The following is an 8957-nucleotide window of genomic DNA, read 5'->3' on the forward strand; positions in this document are numbered from 1 at the left end:
GCGGAGTCGCAGCGCTTGGGATTGACGAAGCTGGGCATCGTCGGGTCAGAACAGTTCTTGCAATGACATTAAAATAAATTACCGGATGTGGCATGATGTCGAACAGGCGGCCAGACGGCCGCCTGTTCCGTAATCGACAACAAGACCGGATGACGCCGCGATGGCCACATCGGAAAACACACATATGAATATACGTCTTTGCCTGTCTGCTCTGTTTCTTCTATCGCTAGCCGCCTGTGGCAAGGGCGGCGCCGAGCATGCGTCCGCCTCCGGCAAAAACGCGTCGGCGCCGGCGGCGCGCCGCTTGTCCGGCGCCGATGTGGTGCGGGCCGAGGTGAAGCCGCTCGCCGCCGCCATTCCGTTCACCGGCTCGCTGAACGCGCTGACTAGCAGCGCGGTGGCGTCCGAGGTGGACGCCAATGTCCGCGAAGTGCGGGTGCGCGAAGGGGAGACGGTGCGCCGCGGTCAGTTGCTGGCGGTGCTGGACGCCGAGTCGCTGGGTCAGTCGGTGGCGGAGCAGAATGCCCAGCTGGACAACTCCAAGGCGCGGCTGAAGCTGGCCAAGGTCAAGCTGGACAAGCAGCGCGAGCTGTTGGGCAAGGGCTTTATCTCCCAGGTGGCGTTCGACGAGTTGGAAAGCGACTTCCGGGTGAAGGAGGGCGAGCTGCGCGCGCAGGCCGCCCAGTTGGCGAGGGCGCAGCGCTCGCTGGCCGACGCGCAGGTCAAGTCGCCGATAGACGGCGTGGTCTACGAGCGCAAGATCAACCCTGGTGAGGTGGCCAGCCGCAATATGAAGCTGTTTTCGGTGGCTGATCTGGCGGTGCTGGAAATCGCAGCCACCGTGCCTTCGCGGCTGGTGGGACAGGTGAGGGTGGGCATGCCGGCTTCGTTCAGCGTGGATGGCCGCGACGCGCAAGAGCGCGGCGAAGTCGTGCGCATCAACCCGGTGGCCATACCTGGCACCCGCAGTTTCACGCTATTCGTGCGGGTGAAGAACGCGGACGGGCACTTGAAAGTGGGCCAGTTCGCCAAGGGCGGCGTGGTGGTGAGGGCGGTGAAGGACAAGGTGGTGGTGCCGATCGCCGCGGTGCGCGACATCGACGGCCAGCCCTGGGTGATGGTGGTGGAGAAGGGCAAGCTGGCCAAGCGGCCGGTGACGGTGGAACTGCGCGCGGAAAACGAGCGCCAGGCCGCGATAGGCGGCGTGGCCGCCGGCTCCAGCGTGATCGTCGGCGAACTGCTGGGCAGCAAGGCGGGCGACCCGGTCAGCCTGCCGGCCGGCCTGGCTTGAGGAGAGCGCCATGTGGCTGACTCGCGTAAGCGTGCGCAATCCGTATTTCGCCGCGGTGTTGATGATGACGCTGATGGTGCTGGGCCTGTTCTCCTGGCAAAAGCTGCCGGTAGAGGAAATGCCGGACGTCAGGCTGCCGATGGCTGTGGTAGAGACGCACTATACCGGCGCTTCGCCCGAAGTGGTGGAGAGCGAGGTGAGCAAGCCGCTTGAGGAAGCGCTCAACACCGTCAGCGGCATCAAGGAAATCCGCTCCTACTCTTCCGAGGGCAGCTCCTTCGTGGTGGCCGAGTTCGAACTGTCGGTCGACCCCATCGTCGCAGTGCAGAATGTGCGCGACAAGGTGGCGTCGGTGCAAGGGCAGTTCCGCCGCGAGATCGGCACGCCGTCGGTGTCCCAGGTGGACCCGAATGACAAGCCCATGCTGTCGCTGTCGCTGACCTCCAGCCAGACCCGCCCGCGCGAACTGAGCAGCTGGACCGAGAACGTGCTGAAGAAGCGGCTGCAGATGGTGGAGGGCGTCGGCGACGTCAGCCTGATCGGTTCGGTAAAACGCGAAATTCGCATCGATATCGATCCGGTGCGGCTGGAGGGCTCAGGTCTGTCGCTGGCCGACGTGGCCGACGCGATCAAGGCCGCCAACCAGGACTTCCCGGCCGGCAACGTTTCCACCGCGCACAAGGAATGGGCGATCCGCGTGTCCGGCAAGCTCAAGTCCGCCGACGACTTCGCCGCGCTGGCGGTGGGCTACCGCAACGGCACGCCGATCCGGCTGGACGACATCGCCGTGGTGGCGGACACCGAGGCCGAGCAGGACAGCGTCTCGCTGGTGAACGGCCAGCCCGGCCTGGGCGTGGACATCAAGGCCGCGCGCGGCGCCAACGAGGTGGCGGTGGCCGAGGGCGTCAAGAAACTGTTGACCGAACTGAAGCCGCAGATGCCGGCAGGCACCGAGCTGCGCTACACCTATGACTCCGCCGAGGATGTGAAGAAGGCGCTGCACAGCGTGGAGTCCATGCTGCTGGAAGGCGCGGGCCTGACCATCCTGATCGTGTTCCTGTTTCTGGGCAGCTGGCGCAGCACGGTGATCACCGGCTTGACGCTGCCGGTGGCGCTGGTGGGCACGCTGTTCGCGATCCAGCTGATGGGCTTCACGCTGAACATGTTGACGCTGCTGGCGCTGTCGCTGTCCATCGGCCTGCTGATAGACGACGCCATCGTGGTGCGCGAGAACATCGTCCGCCACGCCGCGCTCGGCAAGAGCCATTACCAGGCGGCGCTGGACGGCACCAACGAAATCGGCCTGGCGGTGCTGGCCACCACGCTGACCGTGGTGGCGGTATTCCTGCCGGTGGGCTTCATGGGCGGCATCATCGGCCGCTTCTTCCACCAGTTCGGCCTCACCGTCGCGGTGGCGGTGCTGATCTCGATGTTCGTCAGCTTCTCGCTGGACCCGATGCTGTCGTCGATCTGGCACGATCCGCACCATCACGGCGACCGCCACCGCGGCCCGCTGGGGCGGATGCTGGACTGGTTCGAGACCTCGCTTGACCGTCTGTCCGAGCGTTACGCCGCGGTGATCCGCTGGGTGCTGGGCCATCGCAAGACCACGCTGGCGCTGGCTTTGGGCGTCACTGCGGCCAGCTTCATGCTGGTGCCCAGCATCGGCGGCGAATTCACGCCGGTGCGCGACAGCGGCAAGATCAACGTGGTGTACCAGACCGCGCCCGGCTCTTCGCTGGAGTACACGACGCTGAAGGGCCGGGAGCTGGTCGACGCGCTGTCAGGGATCAAGGAAATCCACACCGTGTCGCTGGATGTCGGCGCCGGCAACTTCGGCGCCGGCAAGAACGACGGCCAATTGACGCTGGACATCGGCGACAAGCGCTCGCGCCAGCGCAGCCTGGACGAGGTCATCGCCGATGCCCGCAAGCGGGTGCAGCCGGTGGCTGGGGTGCTGATCAAGGCGGTGGCCAACGACGAGCAGCAGGGCAAGCCTATCTTCATCGGCCTGCGCGGCTCCAATCTGGCCGAGCTGGACGCGGTGTCGGGGGACATCATGGCCCGCATCGGCAAGGTGAAGGGCGTGAAGGACATCGAATCCAATCTGACCGAGGGCGATCCGTCGTTGAGCCTGACATTGAAGCGCGACGCGGCGCTGAGCCTGGGCGTGGATCTCAATCGCGTCGGCAATCTGTTGTCGATGCTGCTGGCCGGCAATGTGGTCACCACCTGGGAAGCCCCGGACGGCGAGAACTACGACGTCAGGCTGAGGGTGCCGAAGGACGAGCGCCGCCAGGAGCTGCTGGACCAGCTGAAAGTGGCGGGCAACCGCGACGACAACGGCGCGGCGCAGATGGTGCCGCTGTCTACGCTGATCGAGACCCGGCAGGGCGTCAGCCCGCGCCAGATCAAACGCACCAACATGATGCGCGAGATCAGCATCCTGGCCAATGTGGAAGGCCGCGATGTGGGCTCGGCGATGGCCGACATCGACAAGATGCTGGGCAATATGCAATTGCCGCAAGGCGTGCAGCGCATGCACCGCGGCCAGCAGAAGGACATGGAAGAGACGGTGGCCAACGCGCTGCGCGCGCTGGGTTTGGGCGTGATCTTCATCTACCTGATCCTGGCGGCGCAGTTCCGCAGCTTCACCATGCCGGTGACCATCATGGTATCGCTGCCGCTGGCTTTCGGCGGGGTGTTCGTCGCGCTGTTCCTGTGGGGCTCCACGCTCAATATGTTCTCCATCATCGGCATCATCATGCTGATGGGCCTGGTGGCCAAGAACGGCATTCTGCTGGTGGATTTCATCAATCGGGCGCGGGCGGAGGGCATGGTGCGCGAAGACGCCATCGCCGAAGCGGGCAGGGTGCGGCTGCGCCCGATCATGATGACCAGCCTGGCGATGATTTTCGGCATGCTGCCGCTGGCGCTGGCCACCGGGGATGGCTCGGAGACCAACCGGCCGATGGCGCATGCCATCATCGGCGGACTGGCTACCTCGACGCTGTTGACGCTGCTGGTGGTGCCAGTGGTGTACACCTATCTGGACAGCCTGCGCGTCCGAATCCGCCGTCTATTGGGCGGGCGTCGCGCGCTGAAGCTGAACGAGGCGGGCGGTAAGTAAACAGGGAGCCGGCAATCGCCGGCTCCTGTCGCGTGAGCGCCCGCGGAATCACTTGCGCGGCGGGGCGACGCAGTCGTTGCCGTCGAAGCTGACCGATTGAATGGTGTGGTCGCGCGGATCGACAACGAAGTTGGTGGTGCAGCTGTAGTAGGTGGAGCCGCCGCCGCTGAAGCTCCAGGGATGGTAGAAGCCGCTGCTTTGTATCGGCATTTCCTGGCTGTAAGCGGTGCGGTAGGTGTAGAGCTGCTTGCCGTTGGGCATGGTCATCTGCCCGGTGGGCGTGCCCCAGGCGGCCAGCAGTTCGTTGGCGTCGCGTCCCTGCCAGCTGTAGACCTTCTGCGCATAGCCCTGCTGGGTGGCGCAGCCGGCCAGCGATAGGGCGGCCAGAACGAGTATCGATGCCGCGGATTTCATGGCGCTCTCCTTGCGGCGGCACGCATTGGCAGGGCAAGCGGAGCCGCGGTGAATATCGAATTGCTGTTTATTTAACGATGATGTCATCTTGCGGGTGTGTCAATCGTTAAGGTGTGGGCGGCATCGGCTTTGTGTTAACGAGCTTGTTGCGCTTCGGCGCGCGAGTCGGCCAAAGCGTTGCCGCGATAGAAAATCGACCATCCTGATGGGGACTGGTTCCGATGAGAAAAACAAAGGAGAAACGACTATGTGCCTGAAAAAGCCCCTAGTGGCGGCACTGATGGTCTGGGGGAGCCTGGCGTCGCTGCATGCGGCCGCCGCGGAGAAGGTGCTGCATGTGGCGTTCAACGCGCCGGAAACTGGATTCGATCCGGCCAAGGTGTCCGATATCTATTCCGCCGCCGTGATCGAGCACATCTACGATCCCTTGCTGACTTTCGACTACCTGTCCCGTCCGGTGAAGGTAATCCCCAATGTGGCGACGGCGATGCCGACGGTCAGCGCCGACGGCCTGACTTACACCTTCCATTTGAAGAGGGGCATCTATTTCGCGCCGGATCCGGCGTTCAAGGGCAAGAAGCGCGAGCTGACTGCCGCCGATTACGTGTATTCGATCAAGCGCCTGTCCGATCCGACGGTAGCCTCGCCGCTCAGCGACACCTTCACCGACAAGTTGGTGGGTTTGGCCGAACTGGCGAAAAAGGCGGGCAAGGGCAAGCTGGATTACGACACGGTGGTGGACGGCGTGAAGACGCTGGACCGCTACACGCTGCAGCTGAAGTTCAAACAGCCGTTCCCGTCCTTGCCTTTCCTGCTGGCCGGCAGCTGGGTGGAGGCACAGGCGCGGGAAGTGGTCGATGCCTATGGCGACAATACCAATGCCCATCCGGTTGGCACCGGTCCGTATGTGTTGAAGGACTGGAAGCCGGGCAACAGCATGACGCTAGTGCGCAATCCCAATTTTCGTCGGGAAACTTTCCATTACGGCGTGGGCGATCAAAAGATCGTCGCGCAGATGAACGGCAAGCGCTATCCGCAGATAGACCGGATCGAGGTGTCGGTGATCCAGGAGGAGCAGCCGGCCTGGCTGGCTTTCAAGAGCGGGGAGCTGGACCTCGTGGGTATTCCTCAGCCGCTGGTCAGGCAGGTATTGCGCCTGGATCCCAAGAATCCGTGGCGCGCGGAGCTGAAGCCGGAACTGAAAAACAAGGGCATTCAGCTCAGCCGCGAATTGGGCGAGGAGGTCACCTTCTATGCGTTCAATATGAAGGATCCGGTCGTCGGCGGGCTTGGCAAGGACAAAATCGCGCTGCGACGCGCGATCTCCATGGCCTTCGACACCAACGAGACGATACGCGACATCCGCCGCAACCAGGCGGTGCAGGTGCAGTACATCGTGCCGCCCAACGTGGCCGGCCACAATCCGAATTTCCGCGCCGCCTATCCTTACAACCCGCCGCTGGCCAATGCCTTGCTGGACCAGTTCGGCTACAGGGTAGGCGCCGACGGTTACCGCCATGCTCCGGACGGCAAGCCCGTCGTCGTCGATTTCCTGACCGGCCCAACCGCCATCGACAAGCAGTGGAACGAGTATTGGCAGAAGGCCTTCGACCGCATCAAGGTGAGGGTGAATTTCCGCGTGATGCAGTGGAACGAGCAGGTGAAGGCGCAGCGCGACTGCAAATTCGGCATGAATGGCGGCGCCTGGAGTGCTGACTATCCGGATGGAGACAACTTCACGCAGCTGCTGTATGGCGGCAATGTCGGCAATTCCAACAATGCCTGCTACCAGTCACCGCGCTACGACAAGCTCTACGAACAGTCGCGCTTGCTGCCTGACGGCCCGGAACGCAACCTCCTGTACGACCAGATGAACAAGATCGTGGTCGGCGACACGCCGTGGATGTTCAGCGATATCCGCTTCACCAATGCGCTGGCCCAGCCTTGGGTGAAGGGATTCAAGTTCCACCCCAATTTCAACGCCATCTGGCGTTTCCTGGACGTAGAAAAATAAGCGGGGAGCGAGGAGAACCATCATGTCCGCATTCATCATCCGCCGGCTGCTGCAAATGATCCCGACCCTGTTCGGGGTGATGCTGCTGGTCTTCACGCTGTTCACGCTGGTGGGCGGCGATCCATCGCTGGTCTTGGCCGGCAAGCATTTCTCGGCCGAAGTTCTGGCGCACATCCGGGCCCAACTGGGGCTGGACAAGAGCCTGCCGGAGCAATTCCTGCTGTTTGTCCATCAGGTGCTGACGCTGGATTTCGGCACTTCCTGGTCCACCCAGCAACCGGTGTCCGACATCATCGGCAGCCGAATCGGGCCGTCGCTGACGCTGACCGGCGCCATGCTGGTGGTCGATCTGCTGGTCGCCATTCCGCTGGCGGCGCTGGTTGCGTATTTCCGCGGCGGCCTGACCGATCACATCGTCACCATCTCCTGCACCGTGGCCATGTCCATCAGCGCGCTGATCTACATCATCGCCGGCCAGTTTTTCCTCGGCTTCAAGCTGGGCTGGTTTCCGGTGCGGGGCTGGGGGGATTCGTTCTGGGTCAATCTGTTCGTCTACGTGCCGCTGCCCCTGTTGCTGGGCTTGATGGTGTCGCTGGGACCGGACATCCGTTTCTATCGCAGCTTCTTCGTTGAGGAACTGGGCCAGGATTACGTGCGCACCGCGCGTGCCAAGGGCTTGTCCGAGCGTCAGATCATGCTCAAGCACGTGCTGCGCAACGCGCTGATCCCGGTGGTGACCAGCGTGATGATGTCCTTGCCCTACATGTTGCTGGGCGCGCTGGTGCTGGAGAGCTTCTTCGGAATACCCGGCATGGGCAATGAAGTGGTGCAGGCGGTGAACAAGAGCGATTTCCCGGTGATCAAGGCGATCACCATCTATATCGCCATCGCCACCATGGTGTTCAACCTGTTGGGCGACCTGGTCTACAAGTGGATCGATCCGCGCGTGCAACTGAAGTGAGCGGAGGAGAACAATCATGACGACATTGCAGAATACCGCCGGCGCCGCGCCGGCCACGCCGTCCCGCAGCTTGTGGGGGCTGGGATGGCAACGCTTGAAGCGCAACAAGGTGGGCTTTATTTCGATGTGGATCGTGCTGGCTTATCTGCTGGTCTCGATCGGAGGCTGGTTCAACCTGGTCGGCGCGCATTGGGTGGACGAGGTGGGCGTGCCTTATGCGCCGCCAAGCTGGGTCAAGGAGTCTGCGGACGACGTGTTGCCGCCGGAACCGGCCGCCAAGGCGGCCGCCGCGCCCATTGTCGAACTGAGCCGCGCCGAGGATCCGATCGGCAAGCAGCTGTCCGAAGCGGAGAAGCATGTCGGCGAATACGCCGACCACGCGCCGCCGCGGCTGGAGCGACTGTCGTTCGGCGGCGACCTGCAGGGCCGCGACGTGATCCAGAAAGCGTTGAAGGGCACGTCCACATCTATCTTCGTCGGCGTGTTCGGCGCGGTGTTTTCCCTGCTGATCGGCTGCGCGCTGGGCGCGGTGTCCGGCTATTTCGGCGGCAAGACCGACGATTTTCTCAACTGGTTCTACAGCGTGTTCACCTCGGTGCCGGACATGCTGCTGCTGCTGTCTTTCGCCGCGGTGTCCGGCCGCGGCATCACCACCATCATCTCGGTGATGGCGCTGACCAGCTGGACCGGCACCTACCGGCTGGTGCGCGCCGAGTACCTGAAGCTGAAAGGCCGCGAATACGTGCAGGCTGCGGACGCCATCGGCGCCGGCAGCAGCCGCAAGATGTTCGTCCACATCCTGCCCAACATCTCCCACCTGCTGCTGGTGCAGTTTTCCTTGCTGACGGTGGCGCTGATCAAGTACGAGGCCATTCTGTCCTTTCTCGGCTTCGGCGTCGGCGTGCGTGAGGTCAGCCTGGGTTCGATGCTGGCCGAAGCGCCGACCGAGCTGATCCAGGGCTACTGGTGGCAGATGCTGGCGGTGACGATTGCCATGTCGGTGCTGGTGACAGCGTTCAGCCTGCTGGTGGATGCCTTGCGCGACGCGCTGGACCCGCGCGCGGCGGCCAAGTGAGCGGGATGAGGAGAAATGGATATGAGCGATAACAAAACCCTGCTTTCGGTGCGCAATCTGCGGGTGCGTTTC

The 8957-nt window shown here is 63.4% G+C and carries 6 protein-coding genes; 5 read left to right on the plus strand and 1 reads right to left on the minus strand.

All coding sequences use genetic code 11. The annotated features are described in order from the left end of the window. Positions 1 to 184: 184 nt before the first annotated feature. Both LQR33_RS19430 and LQR33_RS19435 read left to right on the plus strand, forming a co-directional pair. Positions 185 to 1291 carry an efflux RND transporter periplasmic adaptor subunit gene (locus LQR33_RS19430; RefSeq protein ID WP_231180130.1) on the plus strand — a complete coding sequence of 369 codons (1107 nt, stop codon included), beginning with the start codon at positions 185 to 187 and terminating at the stop codon, positions 1289 to 1291. A 10-nt stretch (positions 1292 to 1301) separates the two neighbouring features. Further along, positions 1302 to 4421 carry an efflux RND transporter permease subunit gene (locus LQR33_RS19435; RefSeq protein WP_231470142.1) on the plus strand — a complete coding sequence of 1040 codons (3120 nt, stop codon included), beginning with the start codon at positions 1302 to 1304 and terminating at the stop codon, positions 4419 to 4421. A gap of 48 nt (positions 4422 to 4469) precedes the next feature. On the opposite strand, the gene LQR33_RS19440 is transcribed toward LQR33_RS19435, so the two are convergent. Continuing rightward, the gene (locus tag LQR33_RS19440; protein ID WP_021475755.1) at positions 4470 to 4835 is read right to left on the minus strand and encodes a hypothetical protein; all 366 of its coding nucleotides are present in this window, start codon (positions 4833 to 4835) and stop codon (positions 4470 to 4472) included. A gap of 247 nt (positions 4836 to 5082) precedes the next feature. Here LQR33_RS19440 and LQR33_RS19445 point away from each other — a divergent pair, with 247 nt between their 5' ends. The 3 genes from LQR33_RS19445 to LQR33_RS19455 are packed head-to-tail and all read left to right on the plus strand — an operon-like array spanning position 5083 to position 8885. Then, positions 5083 to 6849, plus strand: coding sequence for an ABC transporter substrate-binding protein (locus LQR33_RS19445; RefSeq protein WP_231470144.1), 1767 nt, complete (start codon positions 5083 to 5085; stop codon positions 6847 to 6849). A gap of 22 nt (positions 6850 to 6871) precedes the next feature. After that, positions 6872 to 7810 (plus strand): ABC transporter permease, encoded by a 939-nt coding sequence (locus tag LQR33_RS19450; RefSeq protein ID WP_021475757.1) that lies wholly within the window; start codon positions 6872 to 6874, stop codon positions 7808 to 7810. A 16-nt stretch (positions 7811 to 7826) separates the two neighbouring features. Then, positions 7827 to 8885: an ABC transporter permease gene (locus LQR33_RS19455; protein ID WP_231470145.1), complete on the plus strand. Its 1059-nt coding sequence runs from the start codon at positions 7827 to 7829 to the stop codon at positions 8883 to 8885. Positions 8886 to 8957 lie beyond the last annotated feature (72 nt).

This window comes from Chromobacterium piscinae, from assembly GCF_021129175.1.
GTDB lineage: Bacteria > Pseudomonadota > Gammaproteobacteria > Burkholderiales > Chromobacteriaceae > Chromobacterium > Chromobacterium piscinae.

Bases quoted from the DNA above. Each gene is read 5' to 3' on its own strand.
- LQR33_RS19430 (WP_231180130.1), top strand. From the start codon at position 185: ATGAATATACGTCTTTGCCTGTCTGCTCTGTTTCTTCTATCGCTAGCC.
- LQR33_RS19450 (WP_021475757.1), top strand. From the start codon at position 6,872: ATGTCCGCATTCATCATCCGCCGGCTGCTGCAAATGATCCCGACCCTG.
- LQR33_RS19455 (WP_231470145.1), top strand. From the start codon at position 7,827: ATGACGACATTGCAGAATACCGCCGGCGCCGCGCCGGCCACGCCGTCC.
- LQR33_RS19445 (WP_231470144.1), top strand. From the start codon at position 5,083: ATGTGCCTGAAAAAGCCCCTAGTGGCGGCACTGATGGTCTGGGGGAGC.
- LQR33_RS19435 (WP_231470142.1), top strand. From the start codon at position 1,302: ATGTGGCTGACTCGCGTAAGCGTGCGCAATCCGTATTTCGCCGCGGTG.
- LQR33_RS19440 (WP_021475755.1), bottom strand. From the start codon at position 4,835: ATGAAATCCGCGGCATCGATACTCGTTCTGGCCGCCCTATCGCTGGCC.